Source organism: Mycobacterium zoologicum, from assembly GCF_020181635.2.
Taxonomy (GTDB): Bacteria; Actinomycetota; Actinomycetes; order Mycobacteriales; family Mycobacteriaceae; genus Mycobacterium; species Mycobacterium zoologicum.
This window is the reverse complement of sequence record NZ_JAYJJS010000022.1, coordinates 43897-69343: the sequence shown is the minus strand read 5'-3', so window position 1 is coordinate 69343 and position 25447 is coordinate 43897. Positions and strand designations below refer to the sequence as shown.

The 25447-nt window shown below is 68.8% G+C and carries 27 protein-coding genes, 2 tRNA genes and 1 other RNA gene; 18 read left to right on the top strand and 12 right to left on the bottom strand.

Features of this window, described 5'->3' with window-relative positions:
• Positions 1-2: 2 nt before the first annotated feature.
• Positions 3-347 (bottom strand): nuclear transport factor 2 family protein, encoded by a 345-nt coding sequence (locus K6T84_RS17275; protein ID WP_225400888.1) that lies wholly within the window; start codon positions 345-347, stop codon positions 3-5.
• A gap of 123 nt (positions 348-470) precedes the next feature.
• On the opposite strand from K6T84_RS17275, the gene K6T84_RS17270 reads away from it, so the two are divergent.
• The 3 genes from K6T84_RS17270 to K6T84_RS17260 all read left to right on the top strand — a co-directional run bounded on the left by K6T84_RS17270 (position 471) and on the right by K6T84_RS17260 (position 3527).
• Positions 471-1175 carry a response regulator transcription factor gene (locus K6T84_RS17270; protein ID WP_224866044.1) on the top strand — a complete coding sequence of 235 codons (705 nt, stop codon included), beginning with the start codon at positions 471-473 and terminating at the stop codon, positions 1173-1175.
• Entirely contained in the window at positions 1153-2649 is a 1497-nt protein-coding gene (locus K6T84_RS17265) for a sensor histidine kinase (protein WP_225400887.1), read from the top strand. Before K6T84_RS17270 ends, K6T84_RS17265 begins: the two co-directional genes overlap by 23 nt.
• A 254-nt stretch (positions 2650-2903) precedes the next feature.
• Positions 2904-3527: a histidine phosphatase family protein gene (locus K6T84_RS17260; protein WP_224863403.1), complete on the top strand. Its 624-nt coding sequence runs from the start codon at positions 2904-2906 to the stop codon at positions 3525-3527.
• Here K6T84_RS17260 and K6T84_RS17255 read toward each other — a convergent pair.
• Complete coding sequence (locus K6T84_RS17255; protein ID WP_224863401.1) at positions 3524-3847, bottom strand: LapA family protein; 324 nt, start codon at positions 3845-3847, stop codon at positions 3524-3526. The two genes, K6T84_RS17260 and K6T84_RS17255, sit on opposite strands and share 4 nt — an antisense overlap.
• Before the next feature lie 77 nt (positions 3848-3924).
• Here K6T84_RS17255 and K6T84_RS17250 point away from each other — a divergent pair, with 77 nt between their 5' ends.
• On the top strand, positions 3925-4521 hold the full coding sequence (locus K6T84_RS17250) for a putative glycolipid-binding domain-containing protein (protein WP_408066134.1): 597 nt from the start codon (positions 3925-3927) through the stop codon (positions 4519-4521).
• Here K6T84_RS17250 and K6T84_RS17245 read toward each other — a convergent pair.
• Positions 4487-5455 (bottom strand): prephenate dehydrogenase, encoded by a 969-nt coding sequence (locus tag K6T84_RS17245; RefSeq protein WP_224863399.1) that lies wholly within the window; start codon positions 5453-5455, stop codon positions 4487-4489. The genes K6T84_RS17250 and K6T84_RS17245 overlap by 35 nt on opposite strands.
• 57 nt (positions 5456-5512) lie before the next feature.
• On the opposite strand from K6T84_RS17245, the gene K6T84_RS17240 reads away from it, so the two are divergent.
• The 3 genes from K6T84_RS17240 to K6T84_RS17230 all read left to right on the top strand — a co-directional run bounded on the left by K6T84_RS17240 (position 5513) and on the right by K6T84_RS17230 (position 6612).
• Positions 5513-6034, top strand: coding sequence for a tRNA adenosine deaminase-associated protein (locus K6T84_RS17240; RefSeq protein ID WP_224863397.1), 522 nt, complete (start codon positions 5513-5515; stop codon positions 6032-6034).
• Positions 6034-6492 carry a nucleoside deaminase gene (locus tag K6T84_RS17235; RefSeq protein WP_224866040.1) on the top strand — a complete coding sequence of 153 codons (459 nt, stop codon included), beginning with the start codon at positions 6034-6036 and terminating at the stop codon, positions 6490-6492. The genes K6T84_RS17240 and K6T84_RS17235 overlap by 1 nt, the downstream gene beginning before the upstream one ends.
• A gap of 29 nt (positions 6493-6521) precedes the next feature.
• Positions 6522-6612 (top strand) — tRNA-Ser (locus K6T84_RS17230).
• A gap of 74 nt (positions 6613-6686) precedes the next feature.
• On the opposite strand, the gene K6T84_RS17225 is transcribed toward K6T84_RS17230, so the two are convergent.
• The 4 genes from K6T84_RS17225 to K6T84_RS17210 all read right to left on the bottom strand — a co-directional run bounded on the left by K6T84_RS17225 (position 6687) and on the right by K6T84_RS17210 (position 10454).
• Complete coding sequence (locus K6T84_RS17225; RefSeq protein WP_224863395.1) at positions 6687-7529, bottom strand: formate/nitrite transporter family protein; 843 nt, start codon at positions 7527-7529, stop codon at positions 6687-6689.
• Positions 7530-7683: 154 nt separating this feature from the next.
• The gene (locus K6T84_RS17220) at positions 7684-7974 is read right to left on the bottom strand and encodes a DUF4333 domain-containing protein (RefSeq protein ID WP_224863393.1); all 291 of its coding nucleotides are present in this window, start codon (positions 7972-7974) and stop codon (positions 7684-7686) included.
• Positions 7975-8285: 311 nt separating this feature from the next.
• Entirely contained in the window at positions 8286-9728 is a 1443-nt protein-coding gene (locus K6T84_RS17215; protein ID WP_224863392.1) for a neutral zinc metallopeptidase, read from the bottom strand.
• Between the two features lie 3 nt (positions 9729-9731).
• Positions 9732-10454 carry an Rv3717 family N-acetylmuramoyl-L-alanine amidase gene (locus tag K6T84_RS17210; RefSeq protein WP_408066133.1) on the bottom strand — a complete coding sequence of 241 codons (723 nt, stop codon included), beginning with the start codon at positions 10452-10454 and terminating at the stop codon, positions 9732-9734.
• Between the two features lie 49 nt (positions 10455-10503).
• Between K6T84_RS17210 and K6T84_RS17205 the strand changes: the two genes are divergently transcribed.
• Complete coding sequence (locus K6T84_RS17205) at positions 10504-11868, top strand: WS/DGAT/MGAT family O-acyltransferase (protein ID WP_224863390.1); 1365 nt, start codon at positions 10504-10506, stop codon at positions 11866-11868.
• A 12-nt stretch (positions 11869-11880) separates the two neighbouring features.
• Here the strand turns inward: K6T84_RS17205 and K6T84_RS17200 are convergent, their stop codons facing one another.
• Positions 11881-12588: a DUF8730 family Cys-rich protein gene (locus K6T84_RS17200; RefSeq protein ID WP_224866098.1), complete on the bottom strand. Its 708-nt coding sequence runs from the start codon at positions 12586-12588 to the stop codon at positions 11881-11883.
• Between the two features lie 54 nt (positions 12589-12642).
• Positions 12643-12783, bottom strand: coding sequence for a DUF8730 family Cys-rich protein (locus tag K6T84_RS17195; protein ID WP_224863388.1), 141 nt, complete (start codon positions 12781-12783; stop codon positions 12643-12645).
• A gap of 65 nt (positions 12784-12848) precedes the next feature.
• Here K6T84_RS17195 and K6T84_RS17190 point away from each other — a divergent pair, with 65 nt between their 5' ends.
• Genes K6T84_RS17190 through K6T84_RS17180 form a run of 3 tightly spaced genes read left to right on the top strand, consistent with a single transcriptional unit; the run spans position 12849 to position 15829 of the window.
• The gene (locus K6T84_RS17190; RefSeq protein WP_224863386.1) at positions 12849-13754 is read left to right on the top strand and encodes a haloalkane dehalogenase; all 906 of its coding nucleotides are present in this window, start codon (positions 12849-12851) and stop codon (positions 13752-13754) included.
• Between the two features lie 15 nt (positions 13755-13769).
• Positions 13770-14798, top strand: a complete 1029-nt coding sequence (locus tag K6T84_RS17185) for an ATP-dependent DNA ligase (protein WP_224863384.1) — start codon at positions 13770-13772, stop codon at positions 14796-14798.
• Positions 14799-14800: 2 nt separating this feature from the next.
• Positions 14801-15829, top strand: a complete 1029-nt coding sequence (locus K6T84_RS17180) for a DNA polymerase domain-containing protein (RefSeq protein WP_224863382.1) — start codon at positions 14801-14803, stop codon at positions 15827-15829.
• Here K6T84_RS17180 and K6T84_RS17175 read toward each other — a convergent pair.
• Positions 15821-16504: a TetR/AcrR family transcriptional regulator gene (locus K6T84_RS17175; protein WP_408066132.1), complete on the bottom strand. Its 684-nt coding sequence runs from the start codon at positions 16502-16504 to the stop codon at positions 15821-15823. The genes K6T84_RS17180 and K6T84_RS17175 overlap by 9 nt on opposite strands.
• Positions 16505-16614: 110 nt before the next feature.
• On the opposite strand from K6T84_RS17175, the gene K6T84_RS17170 reads away from it, so the two are divergent.
• The 3 genes from K6T84_RS17170 to K6T84_RS17160 all read left to right on the top strand — a co-directional run bounded on the left by K6T84_RS17170 (position 16615) and on the right by K6T84_RS17160 (position 20609).
• Positions 16615-17037 (top strand): MmpS family transport accessory protein, encoded by a 423-nt coding sequence (locus K6T84_RS17170; RefSeq protein WP_224866036.1) that lies wholly within the window; start codon positions 16615-16617, stop codon positions 17035-17037.
• Entirely contained in the window at positions 17034-19949 is a 2916-nt protein-coding gene (locus tag K6T84_RS17165; RefSeq protein ID WP_304621291.1) for an MMPL/RND family transporter, read from the top strand. Before K6T84_RS17170 ends, K6T84_RS17165 begins: the two co-directional genes overlap by 4 nt.
• A gap of 183 nt (positions 19950-20132) precedes the next feature.
• Positions 20133-20609: a DUF5078 domain-containing protein gene (locus tag K6T84_RS17160; protein ID WP_224863378.1), complete on the top strand. Its 477-nt coding sequence runs from the start codon at positions 20133-20135 to the stop codon at positions 20607-20609.
• Between the two features lie 11 nt (positions 20610-20620).
• Here the strand turns inward: K6T84_RS17160 and lucA are convergent, their stop codons facing one another.
• Together lucA and K6T84_RS17150 are read right to left on the bottom strand one after the other, a co-directional pair.
• Entirely contained in the window at positions 20621-21343 is a 723-nt protein-coding gene (gene lucA / locus K6T84_RS17155; protein ID WP_225400886.1) for a lipid uptake coordinator LucA, read from the bottom strand.
• Positions 21344-21425: 82 nt separating this feature from the next.
• Positions 21426-21511, bottom strand: a tRNA-Ser gene (locus tag K6T84_RS17150).
• A gap of 70 nt (positions 21512-21581) precedes the next feature.
• On the opposite strand from K6T84_RS17150, the gene ffs reads away from it, so the two are divergent.
• The 4 genes from ffs (at position 21582) to K6T84_RS17130 (ending at position 25445) form a co-directional block, all read left to right on the top strand.
• Positions 21582-21676, top strand: an RNA gene (gene ffs, locus K6T84_RS17145) — signal recognition particle sRNA small type.
• Positions 21677-21689: 13 nt separating this feature from the next.
• Positions 21690-22982 carry an aspartate aminotransferase type Ic gene (locus K6T84_RS17140; protein ID WP_408066131.1) on the top strand — a complete coding sequence of 431 codons (1293 nt, stop codon included), beginning with the start codon at positions 21690-21692 and terminating at the stop codon, positions 22980-22982.
• Positions 22983-22990: 8 nt separating this feature from the next.
• A complete protein-coding gene (locus K6T84_RS17135) occupies positions 22991-23560 on the top strand; it encodes a CHAP domain-containing protein (RefSeq protein WP_225400885.1) in 570 nt (189 codons plus the stop codon).
• 49 nt (positions 23561-23609) lie between these two features.
• Entirely contained in the window at positions 23610-25445 is a 1836-nt protein-coding gene (locus tag K6T84_RS17130) for a DNA polymerase III subunits gamma/tau (RefSeq protein ID WP_225400884.1), read from the top strand.
• Positions 25446-25447: the final 2 nt, after the last annotated feature.

Below are 25447 nucleotides of genomic sequence, written 5' to 3'. Positions count from 1 at the left end.
AGTCAGCCCTTGGGGGTGGCCGACTGGGAGATGGTCTGCACCCGGATCGAATCGGCGTCGAACAGGAAGGTGTCCACGCCCCGGACCGCAAAGGCCGGCGCATCCAGCGTCCACTCGATCAGCAGGACGTCGTCGTGGTGGGTTCGGGAGTCGATGGTGAACTCCGCGCCGTCCAGTGCGTCGGCCAGTTGGCCGAACGCCGCGCGGATCCCGGTCAGGCCCGCCGCCACACCGGCGGGGGTGATCAGCACCGACTCCTCGGTGTAGTCGGTGAGCAGCGCCTCGACGTCGCGAGCGAGCAGGGCGCGGATGTGGTGGTCAAAGATCTCCTGCGGGGTGCGTGCCATGCGATGACGATATCGGCGCGGACGTTCAAAGCGGGCACACAGTGTCGATACAGGCCCGGCCCATCGGCGCAGAGATACTGGAATGCGATGACTGGGCCGCGGGGATCGGTGGAACGTGTGGTGATGGCACGCGCCGACGGCAAGCCGATCACCGTGCTGGTGGTCGATGACGAGGCGGTGCTCGCCGAGATGGTGGCGATGGCGCTGCGCTACGAGGGCTGGAGTGCCGCGACCGCCGGCGACGGCGCCTCGGCCATCGCGGCGGCCAAGGCCGAACGCCCCGACGTGGTGGTGCTCGACGTGATGCTGCCCGACATGAGCGGCCTGGACGTGCTGCCGCGACTGCGCGAGACCAACCCGCGGCTGCCGGTGCTGTTCCTGACCGCCAAGGACGCGCTGGAGGATCGCATCGCCGGGCTGACCGCGGGCGGCGACGACTACGTCACCAAGCCGTTCAGCATCGAGGAGGTGGTGCTGAGGCTGCGTGCCCTGCTGCGCCGGTCGGGGGTGAGCACCGCCGACAGCGGGGCTCAGATCGTGGTGGGTGACCTGGTTCTCGACGAGGACTCCCACGAGGTGACCCGCGGCGGTGACCCGATCACGTTGACCTCCACCGAATTCGAGCTGCTGCGCTATCTGATGCACAATGCCAAGCGAGTGCTGTCCAAGGCGCAGATCCTGGATCGGGTGTGGGAGTACGACTTCGGCGGAAAAGCCAACATCGTCGAGCTCTACATCTCGTATCTGCGTAAGAAGATCGACAACGGTCGCCCGCCCATGATCCACACCCTGCGCGGTGCCGGATATGTGCTCAAACCGGCTGGGTGACAAGCTGACCGGCGAGCGAAGCTGGTCGCTGCGGGCGCGGCTGCTCGCCGGACAGATCGCGCTGCTGACGGTGGCCTGCCTGGGCATCGGCGCGGTGACAGAGCTGGCGCTGTACCAGTACCTGGTCGGCCAGGTCGACCACCAGCTCTACGACGCCGCGCGCCGCTCGGCGCGGCTGCACGGCCAGCCCCCGCCGCCGATGGGGCACCGCCGCCACCGCCCACGGCCCGGCCCGGGACCGGATTTCCTCGACGCCCCAGGGCAACCGCCCGGCATGGTCGGCGTGGTGATCGGCTCAGGGGACCCGGGCGATGTCGAGGCCGGCTACCTGAGCACCCCCGGTTTCCGCGAGGTCCTGAGTCCTTCGGCCACAACGGAATTGATCGAATCCGGTGACGCCCAGGTTCCGGTCACCCGGCGCCTGGAGGGAGTCGGCCGGTACCGGGTGATCGCGACACCGGCCCACCACAGCGGCGGGACCATCGTCACCGGGCTGCCGCTGGCGGCGGTGGACGCCACCATGGTGCGGGTGCTGCTGATCTTCGGCCTGGTGACCCTGGTCGCGGTGGCCGCCGCGGCGAGCGCCGGCAGTGTGGTGATCCGGCGGGCGCTGACCCCGCTGCGTCGGGTGGCCCAGACCGCGGGTGAGGTGGCGGGCCTGCCGCTGGACCGCGGCGACGCGACGCTGCCGGTGCGGGTCGCCGAAGCCGACACCAATCCCCGCACCGAGGTCGGCCAGCTCGGTGCGGCGGTCAACCGGATGCTCGACCACATCGCGGCCGCGCTGGCGACGCGTCAGGCCAGCGAGATCCGGGTGCGCCAGTTCGTCGCCGACGCCAGCCACGAGTTGCGCACGCCGCTGACCGCCATCCGCGGGTATACCGAACTGGCGCAACGGGTTCCGGATGACGCCGAGGCGGTGGCGCACGCCCTGGGGCGGGTGCAGTCCGAGGCCGCCCGGATGACCAGTCTGGTCGAAGACCTGCTGCTGCTGGCCCGGCTGGACTCCGGCCGGCCACTGGAACATGAGCCGGTGGATCTGTCGCGGCTGGCGGTCGACGCGGTCAGCGACGCCCACGTCGGCGGTCCCGACCACCGCTGGCAGCTCGACCTGCCCGACGAACCGGTGACGGTTCCCGGCGATGCCGCCCGGCTGCATCAGGTGCTGACCAACCTGCTCACCAATGCCCGCGTCCACACCGGCCCGGGCACCGAGGTGACGGTCCGATTGGGTGTCGAGGCCGGCGCCGCGGTGCTGAGCGTGACCGACGACGGGCCGGGGATCGCCGAGGAGTTCCAGCCGGAGATCTTCCAGCGTTTCGCCCGTGGCGACACCTCCCGGTCCCGCAAGGGCGGCAGCACCGGATTGGGTCTGGCGATCGCGGCCGCGGTGGTCCGGGCGCACGACGGCACGATCGCGGTGACCAGCGTCCCGGGGCGGACCGAGTTCACCGTCCGGCTGCCCACCACCTAGCGCGAGCGTGCGCGTCTGTACGCCGACACGCCGGGCACGAGGGACAACTGCGCACGCTCGCGCCAGAGGAGAACGGCGGCACGCTGGACGCACAAGGGATTTCGCCGACGCCGCCGACCCGAACTTCAACATCGTCACCCCCTGACGCCCCCTTGCCCCGACCGTGCACAAATGTTCGGCAAACCCGCAGGTGGGCCCTGACGTTTGTGCACGCTCGCGCCAGGGGGAAACCGCAGCGAAGTAGGGTGACCCCCGTGCAGGTGCTGTTGATCCGCCATGCGCTGCCGCTGCGCAGCGAATACGGCCAGGGCTCCGACCCCGAACTGTCCGAGACCGGCCTGGAGCAGGCGCAGCGTCTGCCCGCCGCGCTAAAACGCTTCCCGATCACCCGGCTGGTGAGCAGCCCGCAGCGCCGTGCCGTCCAGACCGCCGGACCGCTGGCCGCCGAGCGTGCCCTGGCTGTCGAGGTCGACGAACGGTTCGCCGAATACGACCGTGAGCTGGCCGGCTACCTGCCCGTCGAGCAGTTGCGCAACGAGCGGCCGCAGGACTGGGATCGGATGGCCCAAGGCCTGCTGCCCGCCGGTGTCGATGAGGAGGCGTTCTGCGCCCGCGTGGCCGCCGCGCTGGCCGACGTGGTGGCCGCCGCCGAAGCCGACGAGACGGTCGCGGTGTTCAGCCACGGCGGCGTGATCAACGTGGCGCTGCACCAGCTGCTGGGCACCCGGCGGCTGCTGTCGTTTCCGGTCGACTACGTCTCGGTCACCCGGCTTCTGTACTCACGATCAGGGCAGGGTGCGGTGGCCTCGACCAACGGCACCGAGCACGTCTGGGACCTGTTGCCGCGCAACCAGCAGCGGATGCCCGGAGACGGCTAGCGCAGGGCCTTCTTGGCGGCGCGGCGCAGCTGGAAGATCCGGGCGGTGCCGACCAGGGCGGTGATCAGCCCGCCGCAGATCGCCGCCAGCAGGATCGCCACCCCCAACGGCAGGCTCCACTGCCAGACCAGGAACGTCAACGCCACCTGAGCGGTGTTCTGCGTGACGAACACCAGCAGCACGATCAGGACCAGGAACCCGCCGATCAGTGCACTCCACAGCGCGCCGGCGCGGGTCAGCGGCATGGCCGGCGCCGGCGCCGACGGTGCGGCGGCCTTGTCCTGTTGCGGGTCGACGGGCTCGGAGAGGTCGCTGCTCATGGAGGATATCTTGCCGGTTTCCGGATGTGTTCCGGGCAGTTTCTGCGGATCACCGACCCGTCGCTTACGGTGGTCCGGTGAACGCAGCCCCGTCCGGCACGTGGCCGGCGATCCTGACCTGGCGGGCGCCGGACGCCTCCCGGATGGAATCGGTGCGCGTGCAGCTGTCCGGCAACCGGATCCGGGCCAACGGCCGGCTGGTGGCCTCGGCCACCGGAGAACACCCCGCGTTCGGCGTCTACTACGACCTGCAGACCGACGAATCCGGGGCCACCAAGCGGCTGGGCCTGACCATCACGACGGCCGAACGCGAACGCCAGCTGGTGGTGGCCCGCGACGAAGAGAACATGTGGCTGGTCACCGACGCCCGCGGCCAGACCCGGACCGGCTACGACGGCGCCCTGGACATCGACATGGTCTACAGCCCGTTCTTCAACACGCTGCCGATCCGCCGCGCCCGCCTGCACCAGCGGGCCGCCTCGATAACGCTGCCGACCATCTATCTGATGGTCCCGGAGATGGAGTTGAGCGCGGCGGAAGCCAGCTACTGCAGCGCCGGCCCCGGCGAGGGCATCACGGTGCTTACCCCGGGCACCGACCCGGCCGGCACCACCTTGCTGGTCGACGACGACGGATTCGTCATCGACTATCCCGGACTGGCAGCGCGGATCTGATCACCCCGCCGGCCCGGCCGGCTGCGGCCAGCTCGCGGCGCCAATCCTCTTCGCCGACCACGACGGTGACGATCTCGTTGCGCGGGAAGTTGTCGTAGCGGGTCCGGGCGGCATGGCCGGTGTTGGCCAGTTCGGCCACCGATCCGTCCGCGGTCAGCGATTCGCGTGCCGCGGCCAGCAGTTCCATCGCACGATCCAGCGTCGGCACCAGTTGCGGGGCGTTGGCCTCGCACATCGCCCGGACCAGATCCGGTGCGGTCCCGGCCACCCGGGTGCCGTCCCGGAAGGATCCGGCGGCCAGCGCGAACGCCAGCGGCACGTCGGCGGCGGTGACGGCCAGCGCCTCGGCCAGAAGGTGCGGCAGGTGCGAGATCGCCGCAGCGGCTGCGTCGTGTTCCTCGGAGCGGGCCGGCACCGCCACCGATCCGCAGTCCAGGATCAGGTCCAGCACGGCGGCGAACACCGTCGGATCCACGTGGTCGTCGACGCTGATCACCCAGGGTGCGCCCACGAACAGCTCGGCGTGACCGGCCGGCCAGCCCGAATGCGCCGTGCCGGCCATGGGGTGCCCGCCCACGAACTTCTCGGCCAGCCCGGCGGCGGTGACGTCGTCGAGCACGGCGCTCTTGACGCTGGTCACGTCGGTCAGCGGGCAATTCGGGGCCAGCCGGCGGACATGGTCGAGCAGCGTCGGCAGGGCCGGCACCGGGACGGCGAGGACGATCAGCGCGCCGGTCTCCGCGGCCCGCTGCAGCACGGTGTCCAGTTCGGCGGTGGCGTCGAATCCGTCGGTGATCGCGGCGTTGACCCCGTCTGCGGAACGGTTGTAGCCGAACGCCACCCGCCCCGCGGCTGCGGCCGCGCGCAGCACCGAACCGCCAATCAGGCCGAGCCCCAATACACAAACCGGTGTTTTCGCTGCGTGTCCCGCCACCTGTCCAGGTTGGCACACGCTGGTCAACGACGTAAACGGCGACTACCGTTGGCGGCGATGGGAGCACAGGGCGCGTCCGCACAGGGCCGGCCGGCGGAGACGCCGGCCGGTTTTGGGATGGCTGTTGTGCGCGAAGACGGCAAGTGGCGCTGCACGCCCATGCGTGACGAGGCGCTCACCAGTCTGCAGGCCGCCGAGACCGAACTGCGTGAATTGCGCAGTGCGGGCGCGGTTTTCGGGCTGCTCAATGTCGACGACGAGTTCTTCCTGATCGTCCGCCCCGGCCCCGCGGGCACCCGGTTGCTTATCTCGGACGCGACGGCCGCACTGGACTATGACATTGCCGACGAGGTGCTCGAGGAGCTGGATTCCGACATCGACGCCGACGAGCTGGAGGACTCCGAGCCTTTCGAGGAGGGCGACCTGGGCCTGCTGTCCGACATCGGTCTGCCCGCCGCGGTGCTCGGCGTGATCCTCGACGAGTCCGACGTTGCCGTCGACGAGCAACTGCACCGGATCGCCGGAGAGATGGGCTTCGACGAGCAGCTCAGTGCGGCACTGCCGCGACGCCATAAGTGATCCCTACCGATGAGGACCTGATCCGCGCTGCGCTTTCCGCTGCCGCCGCGGCCGGGTCCGACGACGTGCCGGTGGGAGCGGTGGTGGTGGGCCCCGACGGCACCGTGCTGGCCCGGGCCGCCAACGCCCGCGAAGCCCTCGGAGACCCGACCGCGCACGCCGAGCTGCTGGCGATCCGGGCCGCAGCCGCTGTGCTCGGCGACGGCTGGCGGCTGACCGGCGCCACCCTGGCCGTCACCCTGGAGCCCTGCACCATGTGTGCGGGGGCGCTGGTGGCCGCCCGGGTGTCGCGGCTGGTGTTCGGGGCGTTCGAGCCCAAGACCGGCGCGGTGGGCTCACTGTGGGACGTCGTGCGCGATCGGCGGGTCAATCACCGGCCGCAAGTTCGCGGCGGAGTGCTGGCCGATGAGTGCGCCGCGCCCCTGGAGGAGTTCTTCGCCCGGCAGCGATTGGGATGACGGGCCAGTCGTTGGGTACGCTGTCCCGCGGTGGCGTGTCCGAGCGGCCTAAGGAGCACGCCTCGAAAGCGTGTGACGGGTAACCCCCGTCCGAGGGTTCAAATCCCTCCGCCACCGCCAAGCGAAACCCGTGCCGAGTGTGCGGTTTGGTACGCGACCCACCGGAGTCGGCGTATCAAACCGCACACCCGACGTCAGACGCCGGCCGCCACTTCCTTCTGCACCACCGCAGCGTTGCGCTTGGGCGCGGTCCGCGAATGCGTCGCGTACATCGCCAGCCCGGTGAACGCCAGTCCGCCCACCAGATTGCCCAGCGCGGTGGGGATCTCGTTCCACTCGAGGTAGTCCATGATCGTGAAGTTCCCGCCGAGCATCAGGCCGGAGGGGAACAGGAACATGTTGACCACCGAGTGCTCGAAACCCATTGCGAAGAACAGCATCACCGGCAGCCACATGGCGATCACCTTGCCGGTGACATCGGTGGCCATCATGGCCCCGACCACCCCGGTGGACACCATCCAGTTGCACAGCATGCCGCGCACGAACAGCGTCAGCATGCCCTGGAAGCCGTGTGCGGCATAGCCCAGCGTGCGAGCCTCGCCGATGTGCCCGATCATCTGACCGACTTCGTTGGGCGCGGTGGAGAACCCGTAGGTGAACACGATCGCCATCAGCACCGCGACGGTGAACGCGCCGGCGAAGTTACCGACGAACACCAGTCCCCAGTTCCGCAGCACCCCGCCGATGGTGACACCCGGGCGCTTGTCCAGCCAGGCCAGCGGCGCCAGCACGAACACACCCGTCAAAAGGTCGTACCCGAGCAGGTAGAGGATGCAGAACCCGGACGGGAACAGCAGTGCCCCGATGAGCGCCTGACCGGTCTGCACCGTCATGGCCACCGCGAACACCGCCCCCAGGGCCAGCGTCGCGCCGGCCATGAATGCGCGGATCAAGGTGTCGCGGGTGGACATGAAAATCTTGGACTGCCCGGCGTCGATCATCGTGTTGATCAACTCGGGCGGCTTGACGTAGGTCATCGAACTCCTCGGGAACCACGGGTAGTTGGCGCGTGTGACCCTACGGCGGCGCGGCCCGCTGCAAGCAAGCTCGTCAGCTAACTCCTAGCCAGCCCACAGACATTGCCCACCAGTGCATTTGGGCGCTTTTATCTATGTTTGACCAGCTAAAACGTCACCGCGGACGGTCGACCTCGTAGGTTCCGTCGTCGTCGGCGAACTCCACCAGAACCTGGCGCTGGGCGCCGTCGACAGCGACCACACAGGTGAAACTGCGGCCCCGGTGCACCTTCGGGTTGACCCCGTCGTTGCAACGGACGTCGCCGACGTTCTCGCGTCCGTAGCCGTCGATCGGGTCGGTGAGCACCTGGCGAACCCCGTCCTGGGCGTGGGTCACGTCGAGTTCGACCGGACCGGACCCGCCGATCAGGCCGCTGAGCATCAGGGTCGCCAGTACCGCAAACACCAACACGACGCTGACACCGGCGCCGATCAGCAGTCCCCGATTCGATTGGGGTTGCGGCGCAGCGGATTTCGGGGGAGCAGCTGGGGGGACCCTTGGTGGTGGTGGCGGCGGTGGTGGTGGACTCGGGGGAGCAGGGGGGACCGGCGGCCGTCGGAACTCCAGGTACCAGGGCTGGGCCGGTGGTCGAGCGGGCGGGCGCGGCGGCGGAATCGGGCGCCGCGGCCCGGGCTGGGTGCGTCCCCAGTCCTGCCTCGGCTGCATCGGTGGGGTGTTACGCCGGTCCGGCTGATCGGGCGGTTCCGGCCGGCGATTCACGGAAACCGCCCGAAGCAGCCGTCGATATCGCCGTGCAGGCCGGACCGGAACGCCAGGATCCGGGTGAAGCCGGCCGGCACGGTGTGCGCGGCGACGTCGCTGGCGGCCACGCCGTTCATCAGCAGGCCGGTGATGGCCTCGTCCAGATCGCCGCCGGCCAGCGTCAGGCCGGTACCGGACGGCCCGGAAGGCACCGTCATCGGAGAGGCCATCGCCCGCTGCGCCACCCCGGTCAGGCATGCGGTGCGCAGCGCGGCGGTGGCACCGTCCAGGCCGGCCCCGCGCTCGCGCGCAACGGCCAGCGCATAGCGCGAGGTGACGGCCGACAGCCCGGTGTTGTCGCCCTGCGGCAGCGCCAGCGTCGACTGATCCGACGGCGTGCTCATCGCCTGCAGCCCGGGCAGGTCGACGACGATCGTGTTGGATCCGGGGCAGTACGCCACCGGATCGGGCTTACCCCCGCCGCAGTCACCGGTGACCGACAGCGACGGCGGGGCGGCCGGGACGAAGATCTGACCCAGCTGCGCCATCAGGGTGCCCAGCACCGACTCGTCGATCAGCAGATCGCTCTGCGGAGTCTCCGAATCAAAAAGGGAGCGTGGCAGATTGCCGCGCCGTTTGCGGATCTCGTCGGAGTCGATGCGCGCGCACATGTCCGCGCCACCGTCGAAGCCGGTCTGAAACGCGCCGACCCGGTCCAGCGCGGTGCCGTGCGCATCGGAGACCGAGACCGGGTTGTCGGACGTCGAGACGGGGTCGCGGATCACGATCAGCCCGGCCAGCACATGGTTGAGCCCGTCGCCGGTGCTCAACGACGCGCGTGACGAACTGCCCGCGGCCACCCACTGCAGGTACACCCCCGCGAAGCAGTCGGCCTGCTGTTCGCGCACCAGGGTTCGGGTGAACAGGTTGACCAAGCCGGCCATGTTCTGCAGGGCGTGCCCGTACTCATGCGCCAGTGTCCCGTTGATCGCCATGTCTCCGAAGTACTTTCGCGCGGTCGGCATGAACTTGGCCCGGTCCCAGGCCATGGTGTCCATCCGCTTGCAGTACATCGCGTTCGGCACGTGGTAGAAGTCGCCGCCGCACACCGAGGAGTCGTTCGGGTCGGTGGAGGAATACGAGACCAGCGACGACACCGGTGCGAAACTGCCACTTAAAGACTCCGCGTAGTGCTGGGTCCAGAACGCCTCGATGTCGTCGATCGCCAGCTGCGACAGCCGGTCGACATCCCCGCCGTCGCTGCCGCTCACCCTGGCGGTGACGGCCGGGAGCTCACCACGCGGGCCGCTGGGTCCTTCCGACACCGGCAGTCCGCCGACCCGGCCCGGGTTGTACAGCATCGAGACCGCGTGGCCGGTCACCACGGTGGGGATGTCGTTGGAGCAGCCGGCCAGAGCCAACATGACGCAGGCTGCAACGAAAACCAGTCGCGCCATGGGTTACCCGCCGAGGAAAGCGAGAATCCCACGGGTGACGGCGGCAGCGTAGCGGTCCCGGCCCTCAGGGCTCTCCAACAGCGCCGCGTCCTCGGCGTTGCGCATATTGCCCAATTCGACCAGCACGGCCGGATATTCAGCGAGGTTCAGCCCGGCCAGATCCGCACGTCCGAACAATCCGTTCGAACCCAGGTAACTGGATTCGGGAAAACCTCCGGCCGCCAACGAGTCTCGGATATCGCCGGCCAGCCGGACGGCCGGGCCGGACTGGGCGTCGTTGAGCGCCGGGCTGGAGTAGTTGACGTGAAACCCGCGGCCGGAGGCCGGCCCGCCGTCGGCGTGGATCGACACGATCGCATCCGGATGCGCGGCGTTGGCGGCGGCCGCCCGGGCGTCGATGCACGGACCCACCGAGGCGTCGTCGGCACGCGAGAGCTCGGTGTGCACGCCCGCGTCTTCCAGTGCGGCGCGGATCCGGTTGGTCACATCCCAGTTCAGGCTGTGCTCGGGGTAGCCGGCGTTCGAGGAGGTCCCACTGGTCTGGCACGGCTTGGTGCCGCCGCGCCCGTTGGGCACCTGGCGGTTGATGGATGAGTCGCTGGCACCGCTGTGCCCGGCATCGAGGAACACCGTCTTGCCGGTGGCGCCGGGGGACGGCGGGGCGCCCAGTCCTGCCACCGCCAGGCACCCAACCGAGGCAAGGGCGGCAATGTTCCGGCGACGCACTGCAAAAGACTAGCAACCACGGCCTTGCCCGCCGGGGTCTAATAGACCGATGGAGCTCATCTCACTGCTCGATTCGGTCTTCCTGCTGGGCGAAACGCGGGAACATCCCATGCACGTCGGCGGCCTGATGCTGTTCGAGCCGCCCGAGGGTGCCGGGCGAGAGTTCGTCGGCGAGATCTACCACGAGTTGCTGACTGCCGGGGACCTGCAGCCGGCCTTCCGCAAGCGTCCCGCGACCCTGCTCGGCGGGATCGCCAACGTGGGCTGGGCCTTCGACAACGAAGCCGACATCGAGATGGAGTACCACCTGCGGCGCTCAGCGCTGCCGGTGCCGGGCCGGGTGCGCGACCTGTTGGAGCTGACCTCGCTGCTACACGGCAGCCTGCTCGACCGGCACCGCCCGCTGTGGGAGGCCCACCTGGTGGAGGGCCTGGCCGACGGCCGGTTCGCGGTGTACGTCAAGATCCATCACGCCCTGGTCGACGGCGTCTCGCTGCTGCGACTTCTGGGCCGTGCGCTGTCGACTGATCCGCGCGAGGCAGAACTGCGCGCCCCGTGGTCGCTGCCGGCGCGCACCCGGCCGCCCACCGAGTCTCCGTCGCCGTTGAGCCAGCTGACCGGAGCAGTGAAAGGCCTTGCGGCGCTGGGCCCATCAACGATCAAGCTGGCACGCTCGGCACTGCTGGAGCAGCAGCTGACCCTGCCGTTCGAGGCGCCGCGCACCATGTTCAACGTCAAGATCGGTGGGGCCCGCCGGTGCGCGGCGCAGTCCTGGCCGGTGGAACGCATCGTCGCGATCAAGCGTGCCGCCGGGGTGACCGTCAACGACGTCGTACTCGCCATGTGCTCCGGGGCGCTTCGCGCCTACCTCGACGAGCAGAACGCACTGCCGGACACCCCGCTGGTGTCGATGGTCCCGGTGAGCCTGCGCACCGAGGCCGACGCCGACGCCGGCGGCAACATGGTCGGCACCATCTTGTGCAACCTGGCCACCGACCTCGCCGACCCCGCGCAGCGGCTGGCGACAATCAGCGAGTCGATGTGCCGCAACAAGAAGGTGTTCGCCGAGCTGCCGCGCGCTCAGGCGCTGGCCCTGTCGGCGGCCAACATGGCGCCGCTGGCCATGTCGGCCGTCCCCGGGTTCGTCTCCGCGGCCCGCCCGCCATTCAACATCGTCATCTCCAACGTGCCCGGTCCGGCCGAGCCGATGTACTGGCGCGGTGCCCGCCTGGACGGCAACTATCCGCTGTCGATCGCCCTCGACGGGCAGGCGCTGAACATGACCGTGGTCAGCAATGCCGGAAACCTCGACTTCGGGCTGGTGGGTTGCCGGCGTTCGGTGCCGCACCTGCAGCGGCTACTCGGCCACCTCGACACCTCGCTGGAGGAGTTGGAACGCGCCGTCGGGGTGTGACCCCGCGGATCGTCACATCGGACAGAGGTTGTCGATGACGTCGATGGTCGCTGTCAGCCGATCGCGGAGCGGCTGTTGCACCGAGTCGTCCGCCGAGTGACCGGTCAGATAACCCAGCGCCAACTCACTGAGTGTGTCGGCGTAGTTGCCGACAGCGGTGGCCAGCTCGGGTGGTGTGGCCGGCTCCTTCGACAGCAGGTTGTGCAGGTACTGGGCGCTGTGCGACAGCGCCAGGCGGGCATTGGTGCCGACCGCCAGGTCGCCGGCCGGGTCGCCCGGTACCGGGTTCTCCATATTCGTGTTGAACTGCACCGCCGAGCGGGTCAGCCGGGACGCGTCGCACACCTTCAGCTTGGCGTCGGCCGACTGCTGCGCGCTGAACACACCCCCGGTGCTGGGCACTGCCAGTGCCGGCACGGCGTCCTCAGCCGGTGACACTGCCGTCGCCGGGCGGAACAACGCGGCCGCCGCTACCGCCAGGGCTACCAGCGCCACCGCTAGCGCCGCATACGTCGACCAGTTGGTGGGCCGCGGTGCGGGGTAAGCCGGAAACGGTGTCTGCGGGGTGCCGACGAATGCCGGCGCCGTCGGCGCCGCCTCGGGACCGTGTCCTTGACACCACTGCTCCGGGGGTACCTGGGCGCGCAACTCGGCGATGTGTTCACCACAGCCGGCCCAGGTGGTCTTGCCGCAGACCCGACACGGCACGGGGTAGCACATCGGCGGTTCCTCTCTCAGTCGGTGCGCGGGGATCGGTACGCGGGGAGTGGCGCGTCAGCCGGGCCGGCGCTCCGACTCCGGGTGGCCGCCGCACCACTGCTCCGGCGGCACCGAGGCCTTCACGTCGGCGACGTGCTCACCGCAGCCGTCCCAGGTGGTCTTGCCGCAGATCCGACAGGTCACGGGGTAGCACATCGGTGGTTCCTCTCAACTGGTGCGAAGCGCGGAAACCAGCCTATCGGGCTGGGTATCGTCACCTCATGCAGATACTGCGCACCCCCGACGACAGGTTCACCGGCCTTCCGGACTTCGACTACCCGCCGCAGTATTGCGATCTGAGTGACGACGACGGCGGGACGCTGCGGGTGGCCTGGGTGCAGGACGGCCCGGACGACGGCGAGCCCATCCTGATGCTGCACGGCGAGCCCTCGTGGTCGTATCTGTACCGCAAGATGATGCCGATCCTGGCCGAGGCCGGCTACCGGGTGATCTGCCCGGACCTGGTCGGGTTCGGCCGCTCGGACAAGCCGACCCGCGCGGACGACCACACCTACGCCCGGCACGTGGAGTGGATGCGGGCACTGGCGTTCGACGTCCTCGACCTGCAAGGCGTGACGCTGGTCTGCCAGGACTGGGGTGGCCTGATCGGGCTGCGGATGCTGACCGAGAACCCCGACCGCTTCGCCCGGGTGGTGGTGGCCAACACCGGGCTGCCCACCGGTGATGTCCCGATGCCGAAGGTCTGGTGGCGTTTCCGCGAGACGATCGAGACTGCGCCGACGCTCGAAATCGGCTGGGGCGTGCAGGCCGCGTGCCGCCGGCCGATGAGCGATGCGGTGCGCGCGGGCTACGACGCGCCGTTCCCCGACGACAGCTACTGCGTCGGACCGCGGACCATGCCGTCGCTGATCCCCACCACCCCCGACGACGTCTCCGCGGCGGCCAACCGGGCGGCGTGGGCCGCACTGTGCGCCTCGGAGATCCCGATGCTGGTGGCGTTCAGCGACAATGATCCGTTCACCGGGGCCATGGCGCCGATCTTCCAGCGTGAGATGCGCGGCGCCCGCGGCCGCGCCCACCCGGTGATCCACGATGCCGGCCACTTCCTTCAGGAGGACGCCGGCGAGGAGTTGGCCCGCCACGTGCTGGAGTTCCTGCGCCACTGAGCCGCAGCGTCCATCATGGACACCATGGATCTGCCCGTGGCGCCGCCGGTGGATCCGATGCTCGCCAAGGCGGCGGCCACGGTTCCCAGCGGTTCCTGGTCCTATGAACCCAAGTGGGACGGCTTTCGCGCCATCGTGTTCCGCGACGGCGACGACGTGCTGCTGCAGTCGCGCACCGGAAAACCGCTGGGCCGCTACTTCCCCGAGCTGCTGGCCGCGCTGCGCGCCGAGACCGCCCCGCGCTGCGTGCTCGACGGTGAGGTGGTGGTGCCGCGCCAGGTCGGCGGGCGGACCCGGCTGGACTGGGAGTCGCTGAGCCAGCGGATTCATCCCGCGGCAAGCCGGGTCGCACTGTTGGCCGAGCAGACGCCGGCGCGGTTCATCGGATTCGACGCGCTGGCCACCGGGTCCAAGGCACTGCTCGGCGAGCCGTTCCGGGTGCGCCGGCAGGCGCTAGCCGAGCTGGTCATCGGCGGCGGCAGTTGCCATGTCACCCGCGCCACCGCCGATCCCGAGCAGGCCACCCGCTGGCTGACCACGTTCGAGGGGGCCGGGCTCGACGGCGTCGTCGCCAAGCGCACGGACGGGCCGTATCTGCCCGGCAAACGCGACATGGTCAAGGTCAAACACCAACGTGACGCCGACTGCGTGGTGATGGGCTACCGGATTCACAAGAGCGGCAACGGTATCGGCTCGCTACTGCTGGGCCTGTACACCCCCGACGGTGAGTTGGCGATGGTGGGCGGGTCCTCGGCGTTCACCGATGCCGACCGGCTCACCCTGCTGGCCGAGCTGGAACCGCTGCGCCTGGGTGATGTCCGCGAGGGTGAGGCCAGCCGGTGGAACTCAGCCGCCGACAAGCAGTGGGTGCCGATCCGGCCCGAGCGCGTCGTCGAGGTCGCCTATGACCAGATGGAGGGCAGCCGGTTCCGGCACACCGTGAAGCTGCTGCGCTGGCGTCCCGACCGTGATCCGACCAGCTGCACCTTCGACCAGCTCGACGTCCCGCTGAACTACGACCTCGCCGATGTGCTGGAGGCCTGAGGGTGGCCGGTCCCGAAGAACTCGACGTCCACGGCACGGCCGTCCGATTCACCAGCGGCGACAAGGTCTACTTCCCCCGGCTGGGCACGGCCGGCACCAAACGGGCACTGGCCGACTACTACCTGGCCGTCACCGAACCGGCCGACGGGCCGCTGCTACATGCCCTGCGCGACCGGCCCACCCACCTGCAGCGCTTCCCCGACGGCATCGAGGGGACCGAGGTCTACTCCAAGCGGCTGCCGCGCGGGCATCCCGAAGACCTGCAGTCCTGCCGGGTGACGTTCCCGTCCGGGCGCAGCGCCGATGTCCTCAAGGTGGTCCGGCCCGCCGACGTGCTGTGGGCCGTGCAGATGAGCACCGTCACCTTCCACCCCTGGCCGGTGCGCTGCGGCGACACCGACCACCCCGACGAGCTGCGCATCGACCTGGACCCGCAGCCCGGCACCGGCTTCGCCGAGGCCCGCGCGGTCGCCCTCGATGTGGTGCGCCCGCTGCTCGACGAGCTCGGCCTGCTCGGCTACGTCAAGACCTCCGGTGGCCGCGGCCTGCACATCTACCTGCGGATCGCCACCGACTGGGACTTCATCGAAGTGCGCCGGGCCGGGATCGCGCTGGCGCGTGAGATCGAACGGCGCGCACCGGACGCGGTCACCTCGGCGTGGTGGAAGGAGCAGCGGGGACGGCGGATCTTCGTCGACTTCAACCAGAACGCCCGCGACCGCACCATGGCGTCGGCGTATTCGGTGCGGGCCACCCCGATCGCGACCGTCTCGACACCGCTGACCTGGGAGGAGCTGGCCGGCTCGGTGGGCCCCGACGACTTCACCATCAGCACCGTTCCCGACCTGATCGCCCGTCGCGGTGATCCCTGGCGCACCATCGGGGACCGCGAGCAGTCGCTGCAGTCGCTGCTCGAGCTGGCAGCCGCCGACGAGGCCCGCGGCCTGGGGGACATGCCCTACCCGCCGAATTATCCGAAGATGCCCGGCGAGCCCAAGCGGGTGCAGCCCAGCCGGGAGAAGTCAGACTGATCGCGCCAGCAGCCCGACGCAGGTGGCGGTCAGCAGGCGCGTCAACGCGGTGGTGAAATCCAGATTCCAGTCCGGCGGCACCTGTGACTCCATGGCATAGGCGTCGGTGAGGTCGGGCGAGGGATGCGAGATCTGCCACAGTGGCGCGGCCAGCGAATAGGAGGCCAGCAGCAGGTCCAGCGCCCCCTGCTTGCCCAGCCCGGGCAGGGCCCGCTCGATGGCGTCGGCGATGGCCAGTCCCGCCGCGGTGCTGTCGCGACGCACCTCGATCACCCGGCCGGCGTCCACCTCGTGCTCCAGGTGCAGGTGCAGGTTGGCCAGCATGTCGCAGAACAGCGGATCGGCGGCCAGTCCGGAGGTCAGCGTGGTGGCCACCCGCTCCGGTGACATCGGCCCGGGCTCGCTCAGCGCCGCGCAGACCGTGTCCGACCAGCGCTGCCAGCTCTCCGCGGCCAGCCGCAGCAGCACCTCCTTGTGCGAGCTGAAATAGCGCCGCACCGCCGAGTAGTGCACCCCGGCCCGACCGGCGACTTTGGTCAACGTGACCGATGCCACACCGGCCTCCAGGGCCACCGAGCGAGCCGCTTCCATCAGGGCTTCGGCCCGCTGGCGCTTCTTCTCGTCGCTGCGGGCGCGCTGGAAGGTTGCCGGACGCACAGGTGGAGGATAACGCACATATTGTGCGTTGCTACCGCGGTCGGGAGTGCTGTAGCGTGCGTTTACGCACGTGGAACTTGGGTTAGGGTACCCAAAGGTGCGAGGTGAAGGGGACTCCGATTTTCAAGGTGCTGAGCCGGGTGTGGATACCCGTCGTGATACTGGCAGTGGTCGGCGTCGCCGGCTTCACGGTGACACGCATCCACGGCCTGTTCGGTGCCGAGAAGCGCCCCTCCTACTCCGACGGCCAGGTCGACGAGACCAAGCCGTTCAACCCCAAGCGGATGACGTATGAGATCTTCGGCCCGCCCGGAACCGTCGCCGACATCAGCTACTTCGACGTCAACTCCGAACCGCAGCGCGTGGAGAACGCCACCCTGCCCTGGCAGCTGGAGATCGTCACCACCCTGCCGGCGGTGGTGGGCAGCATCATGGCCCAAGGTGACAGCAACAGCATCGGCTGCCGGATCATCGTGGACGGCGAGGTCAAGTCCGAACGCATCTCCAACGAGGTGAACGCTTACACGTTCTGCCTGCTGAAGGCGGCATGAGTCCGTCCAAACACAAAGTCGCCGGCGGGCCTCCTGAGCGGACGTTCATCGCGCGGACCATTCGCCGGCTGTCGGTGCCGATCATTCTGGGGTGGCTCGCGCTGATCGTGGCATTGACCACGCTGCTGCCGACGCTGGAGCAGATCGGCCAGGAGAACGCCGTCTCGGCCAGTCCCACCGACGCACCCGCAATGGTGGCCATGACCCGGATGGGCAAGGTATTCAAGGAGTCTGACTCCGACAGCACCGCGATGATCGTGCTGGAAGCCGATCACGAACTCGGTGACGCCGAGCACGAGTACTACGCCGAGCTGGTCGCCAAGTTCAAGGCCGACACCGCTCACGTGCAGCACGTCCAGGACTTCTGGGGCGACCCGCTGACCGCGGTCGGCGCTCAAAGTGCCGACGGCAGAGCGACTTACGTGCAGCTGAACCTGGTCGGCAACATCGGCCAGGCTGCGGCCAACGAATCCATCGAATCCGTTCGCCAAGCGGTGGACTCGATTCAGAAACCGCCCGGGCTGACCGTCTACGTCACCGGCACCGCCGCGCTGGCCAAGGACATGAACCACGCCGGCGACAAGTCCATGCTGAAGATGATGGCCGTCACCATTGTGGTCATCCTCACCATGCTGCTGGCCGTCTACCGGTCGATCACCACGGTGGTTCTGCTGCTGACCATGGTCTACCTGGAACTGAACGCCGCACGCGGCGTGGTGGCGTTCCTGGGCTACCACCACCTGGTCGGGATGACGACGTTCGCCGTCAACCTGCTGGTCTCACTGTCGATCGCCGCCGGCACCGACTACGCGATCTTCCTGATCGGCCGCTATCACGAGGCGCGTTCCAAGGGAGAAGACCGAGAAACCGCCTACTACACGGCCTTTAACGGCGTCGCGCACGTCATCCTGGGCTCCGGGCTGACCATCGCGGGCGCGCTGTTCTGCCTGCACTTCACCCGGATGCCCTACTTCATCACCCTGGGCATCCCTTGTGCGGTAGGAATGCTCGTCTCGGTCGCCGCGGCGCTGACCCTGGGCCCGGCGATCATCACCGTGGGCAGCAGGTTCGGCCTGCTGGAGCCCAAGCGCAAGATGAGCACCCGCGGCTGGCGCCAGCTGGGGACCGCGATCGTCCGCTGGCCGGGGCCGATTCTGGTTGCCTCACTGATCGTTGCGGCCGTCGGACTGCTGGCGCTGCCGGGCTATGCGCCCGCCTACGATGACCGCAAGTACATTCCCACCGACATTCCGGCCAACGAGGGTTTCGCCGCGGCGGACCGACATTTCTCGCAGTCGCGGATGATGCCGGAAGTGCTGATGATCGAGTCCGATCACGACCTGCGTAATCCGTCGGACTTCCTGGTCATCGACAAGCTGGCCAAGGCGGTGTTCAAGGTCGTCGGGATCTCCCGCGTGCAGGCGATCACCCGCCCGCAGGGAACACCGTTGGAGCACACGTCGATTCCGTTCCAGATCAGCATGCAGAACGCCGGCCAGATGCAGAGCCTGCAGTTCCAGAAGAAGCGCATGGACGACATGCTCACCCAGGCCGAGGCGATGGAACAGACGATCGCCACCATGCGCCAAATGCTCGGCTACATGGGCCAATTGGCCGGCACCACCCACGAGATGGTGGCCGACATGGACGTCCTGCAGGGCCAGATCTACGACATCCGCGACCACATGGCCGACTTCGAGGACTTCTGGCGGCCGATCCGCAGCTACTTCTACTGGGAACCGCACTGCTACGACATCCCGATCTGTTTCTCGCTGCGCTCGGCGTTCGACATGGTCGACAGCATCGACCCGATGAGTCAGAGCATGGACAAGATGATCGCGCACATGGGCGACATGGACGCACTCATGCCGCAGATGCTGACCACCTTCCCGCCGATGATCGACACCATGGAGACCATGCGGACCATGATGCTGACCATGCACAGCACCATGTCCGGACTGTTCTCGCAGATGGACGATATGGCCGGCAACGCCACGGCCATGGGTAAGGCGTTCGACGAGTCCAAGAACGACGACTCGTTCTACCTGCCGCCGGAGGTGTTCGAAAACCCGGACTTCAAGCGGGCGATGAACATGTTCATCTCACCGGACGGCAAGGCGGTCCGGATGATGATCTCGCACCGGGGCAATCCCGCTACGGCGGAAGGGATCTCCCATATCGACAAGATCCGGGTCGCGGCGGAGGAGGCGCTCAAGGGAACTCCGCTCGAGGACGCCACCATCTACCTCGGCGGTACCGCCGCGCTGTTCAAGGACATGCACGACGGCTCCCAGTTCGACCTGCTGATCGCCGGAATCTCTTCGCTGTGCCTGATTTTCGTCATCATGCTGCTGATCACCAGGGCGCTGGTGGCCGCGGCGGTGATCGTCGGCACCGTCGCGCTGTCGCTGGGTGCCTCCTTCGGGCTGTCGGTGTTGTTGTGGCAGTACCTGATCGGGATGCAGCTGCACTGGCTGGTGGTGGTGATGTCGGTGATCGTGCTACTGGCGGTGGGGTCGGACTACAACCTGATGCTGGTCGCCCGACTCAAAGAGGAGATCCACGCCGGGCTCAACACCGGCATCATCCGGGCGATGGGCGGCACCGGCAAGGTGGTGACCGCTGCCGGTCTGGTGTTCGCCCTGACCATGACCTCGATGGCCGTCAGCGACCTGCGCATCATCGGGCAGATCGGCACCACCATCGGCCTGGGGCTGCTGTTCGACACGCTGATCGTGCGGGCGTTCATGACGCCCTCGATCGCCGCGTTGTTGGGCCGCTGGTTCTGGTGGCCGATCAACGTGCTGCCACACGTCGGCGGCAAAGCCGAGCGGCATCGTGAGGCGGCCGCCGCGGCGCGGGCCGCCGCATTGGAACCGGCGACTCAGGAGTTCGCCCACCGGGGCAGCTGAGGCGCTGGGTCTGCCACACCGCCGCCCGACTGTGAGCGATTCCATGCTCGCAGCAGCTCAGACCAATTGGGTAGCTCGGCTAAAGTTATGTAGCATTGCTGCTCAGTGGCTGGGTTAGATGTCAGCAGACCGACCCGGGGACATCGAGTGAAAGGGTCCGGTGCAATGGCTAAAGTGGGATTCATGCGTAAGCACCGCACGATTCGCCGAGGGGCTGCGGTTGCCTTGAGGGCAGGAATAGCCGCCGGTATGGCCGCCGCCGTCTTCCCCGCCGTCGCCTCCGCCGACGCCACCGATGACTTCCCGATCCCGCGCCGGGTGATCGCGACCAACTGCACCGCCGAGCAGATGCTGGCGGCCAGCCGCGACCTGTCGCCGGTCTACTACGAGCGCTACATGATCGACATGCACAACAAGCCGGTGCAGGTCCAGCAGGCCGCCATCGACAAGATGCACTGGTTCTTCTCGCTGGACGCCGCGCAGCGCCGGGCCTACTCCGAGGAGCTGGCGACCAACTTCGCCGACCCGCTGACGGTGTCGTGGCCCAACCACGCCAAGATCTTCTTCAACAACAAGGGCGTCGTCGCCAAGTCGACCGAGGCCTGTGCCCAGTACCCAGCCGACGACATGTCGGTGTGGGACTGGGCGCCCAAGCCCTGATCGGCCAGCCGCTATTCGGCGGACTTGGCCTGCCGCTTGCCTGACGGACGCGGCTTCTCGTCCTCGACGGTCTGCTCGTCCTCGACGGTCTGCGCCTGGACAGTCTCGTCGGCTTCAGCGCCGTCGGTGTCGTCAGGGTCAGCGTCTTCGGTCTCTTCGATGTCGGCTTCGTCGGTCTCATCGACGTCGGTCTCATCGACCTCGTCAACCGCGTCAACCTCGTCAGACGCCTTCGCCTTCCGCTTACCCCTCCAGGGCATCTTCTTGGGCTGCTTGTCGACCTTGAGCTTGATCGGTTTCGGCGGCGGCGGCGGCATCTCGGCGACGAACGACAGGTAGTACGCGCCAACGCCCAGCAGCGCGATCGCCGCAGCGGCGCCGTAACTGCCGAACTGCCAGATGCCGGCGGTGTCCAGCGACAGCCAGATCTCGGTGAGCGCGGTCAGGACGATCAGTGAGCCCGCCACCACGTGAGCCACGATCGAGCCCGTCAGCAGCGTCAGCGCCAGCTGCGGGGTGCCGTACTCCGGCTTGCGGGCCTGCTTGAGCGCGGCCGCCACCGGCAGCGCGAGCATGCCGATCAGCACCCCGAGGATGATCCGGAAGACCGTGCCCACCACGTGCGGGGCATAACCGGTCAGTTCCCACCAACGCGGCAGCACGAACAAGAAATACAAAATGGCGGCGAGAGTCGAGAGCGACGCGTGCCAAACCGTGGCGACGGTACGACTCACGCCACCTCCCTTGCTGGTCAGTTGATGATTCGGGTGCGACCGGCGCCGCGCGACGGCGGATCGGTCGCACCCGAATCGGGTGCGGAGGATAGGGGATTTGAACCCCTGAGGGCTATTAACCCAACCCGCGTTCCAGGCGAGCGCCATAGGCCACTAGGCGAATCCTCCGTCGGCAATGGTAGCCGAGACCCCGACTGCGGCCGCGCGCCACTCATCCCAGCGGCCCGCTAGACTGCAACCCGGACCCCGCGCGGCGTCTATCCTGTGAACTCCCCCAGGGCCGGAAGGCAGCAAGGGTCAATGGGCTCTGGCGGGTGCGCGGGGTCCCCTTATGTATGAGCCTTCGATGGTGAAAGGCGCACCCGTGTCGTTGCAGAACCTCAGCCGTGCCGACCTGGTCGCTCAACACGAGCGCTACCAGGGTGACTACGCCGAGCTCCAGGGCAAGAAGCTGTCCCTGGACCTCACCCGCGGCAAACCCGCGCCCGAGCAGCTCGACCTGGCCAACGGCCTGCTGGGCCTGCCGGGAGCCGCCGACTACCGCGACGACGACGGCACCGACACCCGCAACTACGGCGGCCTGCACGGCCTGCCGGAGCTGCGCGCCATCTTCGGCGAGCTGCTCGGCATCGCGGTGCCCAACCTGATCGCCGGCAACAACGCCAGCCTGGAGTTCATGCACGACGTCATCGTGTTCTCGATGCTGCACGGCGGTGTGGACTCGCCGCGGCCCTGGGGGCAGGAACCGGTCGTGAAGTTCCTGTGCCCGGTCCCCGGCTACGACCGGCACTTCGCGATCACCGAGACCATGGGCATCGAGATGATCCCGATCCCCATGCGCGAGGACGGCCCGGACGTCGACCTGATCGAGGAACTCGTCGCCGCCGACCCCGCGATCAAGGGCATGTGGACGGTGCCGGTGTTCGGCAACCCGACCGGCATCACCTACTCCTGGGAGACGGTGCGCCGGCTGGTGCAGATGAAGACCGCCGCCCCCGACTTCCGGCTGTTCTGGGACAACGCCTATGCGGTGCACACCCTGACCGAGGAGTTCCCGCACCAGATCGACGTGCTCGGGCTGGCCGCCGCCGCTGGAAACCCGAACCGGCCGTACGTGTTCGCCTCCACCTCGAAGATCACCTTCGCCGGTGCGGGCGTCAGCTTCTTCGGCGGCTCGCTGGGCAATATCGCCTGGTACCTGCAGTACGCCGGAAAACGCTCGATCGGCCCGGACAAGGTCAACCAGCTCCGGCACCTGCGCTTCTTCGGCGACGCCGACGGGGTGCGGCTGCACATGCGCCGCCACCAGCGGATCCTGGCGCCCAAGTTCGAGCTGGCCGCCCAGATCCTGGCCGAGAAGTTCGGCGACACCAAGATCGCGTCGTGGACGGACCCCAAGGGCGGCTACTTCATCAGCCTGGACGTACTCCCGGGTACCGCGCGCCGCACCGTCGCACTGGCCAAGGACGCCGGGATCGCGGTCACCGAGGCGGGCGCGTCGTTCCCGTACCGCAAGGACCCCGAGGACACCAACATCCGGATCGCGCCGTCGTTCCCCTCGACCGACGACCTGCGCGACGCCGTCGACGGTCTGGCCACCTGCGCGCTGCTGGCAGCCGCCGAATCGATGCTGGCCTGACGCACGCCATGATGCTCAAGGTCGCCGGTTGGGTTGCCGCGCTGGTCGCGGTGCTGCTGACGTGGCCGGGCGGCAACGTCCCGGCGTCCGCGGCCCCACCGATTGACCCGACGCCGCTTGCGGCCAGGATTGCCGACCAGGTCGACGGATTCCGCCAGGAGGCCGCCGACGCAGCGCTGGGCAACCCGGTGGTCTACGGCGACGGCCAGTGCTACCCGCTGATCGCGCACTACATCTCCGGGCTGGGCTACCCCTGGCAGAACCACGACCCAAGCGGCAATGCCTTCGACCTCTACCACCATTTCGCCACCAACGGCCTGGCGCAGTACTTCGACCAGATCCCATTCGCCGGCGGAGCCAACGAACCGCTCGTCGGCGACGTCGTCGTCTACGGCCCGGGCGGGTTCGTCAGCGAACACGGGCACGCCGCGGTCGTCACGGCTATCGAGCGCACCGCCACCGCGTTCCGCTACGAGACGGCCGACCAGAACTCCAGCGGCCGACTGTTCGTGACGGTGAACTGGCGGGACTTCGACCCCGCCTACAACACACTGGGGTATCTGCGGCCGAAGGTGTAGCGCCGCCGGGCGTGCACCGTCGTCGGCCCGAGCAAGTAACCTCCCTTGCGTGGCGCTCTACCGCAAGTACCGGCCGGCAACCTTCGCCGAAGTGGTGGGGCAGGAGCACGTCACCGAACCGCTGTGCACCGCGTTGTCGGCGGGCCGGATCAACCACGCCTACCTGTTCTCCGGTCCGCGGGGCTGCGGCAAGACGTCCTCGGCCCGTATCCTGGCCCGCTCGCTGAACTGCGAGCAGGGGCCCACTCCCACCCCGTGCGGGACCTGCGATTCGTGCGTGGCGCTGGCGCCCAACGGGCCGGGCAGCATCGACGTCGTCGAACTCGACGCCGCCAGCCACGGTGGCGTCGACGACACCCGCGATCTGCGGGACCGGGCGTTCTACGCACCGGCGCAGTCGCGGTACCGGATCTTCATCATCGACGAAGCGCACATGGTGACCACCGCGGGCTTCAATGCGCTGCTCAAGATCGTCGAGGAGCCGCCGGACCACCTGATCTTCGTGTTCGCCACCACCGAGCCGGAGAAGGTGCTGACCACCATCCGGTCCCGCACCCACCACTATCCGTTCCGGTTGCTGGCGCCGCGGACCATGCGGGAGCTGATCGGGCGGATCTGCGAGCAGGAGCACGTCGCCGTCGACGACGCGGTGTACCCGCTGGTGATCCGCGCCGGCGGCGGTTCGCCGCGCGACACCCTGTCGGTGCTCGACCAGTTACTGGCCGGCTCCGAGCAGGACGCCGACGGAGTCAACCATGTGCACTACCAGCGGGCGCTGGGCCTGCTGGGGGCCACCGACGTCGCACTGATCGACGAGGCGGTCGACGCGCTGGCCGCCGGGGACGCGGCGTCGGTGTTCGGCGCGGTGGAGGCGGTGGTCGACGCCGGGCATGATCCGCGACGGTTCGCCATCGACCTGCTGGAGCGGTTCCGCGATCTCATTGTGCTGCAAGCAGTTCCGGACGCGGTGGCCAAAGGCGTGGTCGACGCTCCGGAGGACATGCTGGAGCGGATGTATGACCAGGCCGCCCGGATCGGCTCGGCCACCCTGGCCCGCTACGCCGAGGTGGTGCACGCCGGCCTCGGCGAGATGCGTGGCGCGACGGCCCCGCGGCTGCTGCTGGAGGTGGTGTGCGCCCGACTGCTGCTGCCGTCGGCCGCCGACACCGAAGCCGCGCTGCTGCAACGGGTGGAGCGCATCGAGGGCCGGCTGGACATGTCGATCCCGGGTGGTGCCCCGGCGGCGGGCGCACCGGCTGCGTCTGTGGCTTCGGGCAAGCAGTTCACCCGTCGTTCCCAGGCGCCCGAGCCCAAGCCCGAGCCCGCGGTGGCACAAGAGCCGTCGCCGCCGCCGGCTGCCGAACCGGCGCCGGAGCCCGAACCCGAACCCGAACCCGCGCCCCCGCCCCCGCCTCCGCCCGCTGCGGCCGCAGCCCAGGGCGAGCCCGACGCCGCCGCGGTACGCGCGATGTGGCCCACGGTGCGCGACAAGGTGCGCCAGCGCAGCCGTACCACCGAGGTGATGCTGGCCGGGGCGACCGTGCGCACGGTGGACGGCAACACCCTGGTGCTGACCCACGAGTCGGCGCCGCTGGCCAAGCGACTCTCCGAACAGCGCAACGCCGACGTCATCACCGAGGCGCTCAAGGATGCGCTCGGGGTGAACTGGCGGGTGCGTTGCGAACCCGGCGGCCCCGCACCGGAAGCCGCGTCGCCCACCGCGCCCGCCGTCGACCCGGTCTCGGCTCAGCGGGCCGACGAGGAAGCCATGCTGGCTGAGGCCGCTGTGGACGCCGCCGATGCCGCGCCGCGCCGCGACCCCGAAGAAGTGGCGCTGGAGTTGTTGCAGAACGAGCTGGGTGCCCGACGGATCGGCGGCGACTGACG